The sequence below is a fragment of the Mycobacterium ostraviense genome, assembly GCF_002705925.1.
GTDB classification, from domain to species: Bacteria; Actinomycetota; Actinomycetes; order Mycobacteriales; family Mycobacteriaceae; genus Mycobacterium; species Mycobacterium ostraviense.
Genome location: NZ_NKRE01000170.1, coordinates 1 through 277, shown reverse-complemented (window position 1 = coordinate 277; position 277 = coordinate 1). Strand labels below are relative to the sequence as shown.

Annotated in this window: 1 protein-coding gene; it reads right to left on the bottom strand. The window is 67.9% G+C overall.

The genetic code is table 11. The annotated features are described in order from the left end of the window. Positions 1-277: class I SAM-dependent methyltransferase (locus CDN38_RS33785; protein WP_142361422.1), on the bottom strand; the 277-nt coding region annotated here is incomplete at both ends.

Sequence of the window (277 nt, the reverse complement as noted above, 5' to 3'; positions counted from 1 at the left end):
CTTGATACCTGCAGGCCGGCCTTGTCGACGAACTTGCGCAGCTCCTTGTCGCTGAAGCCGAGGTTGACGTGGCCGTAGGCCTCCACTGCCGCCTTGTGCTCATGGCGGGCCAGGCTGCACAGCAGCAGGCGCCCGCCCGGGCGCAGCACGCGCGCGGCTTCGGTTACCGCCTGCGCCGGCTTGCTGGCGTAGGTCAGCGCGTGCATCAGCACCACCAGGTCGAAGCTGCCGTCCTTGAACGGCAGCGCATGCATGTCGCCCTCGCGCACTTCCACAT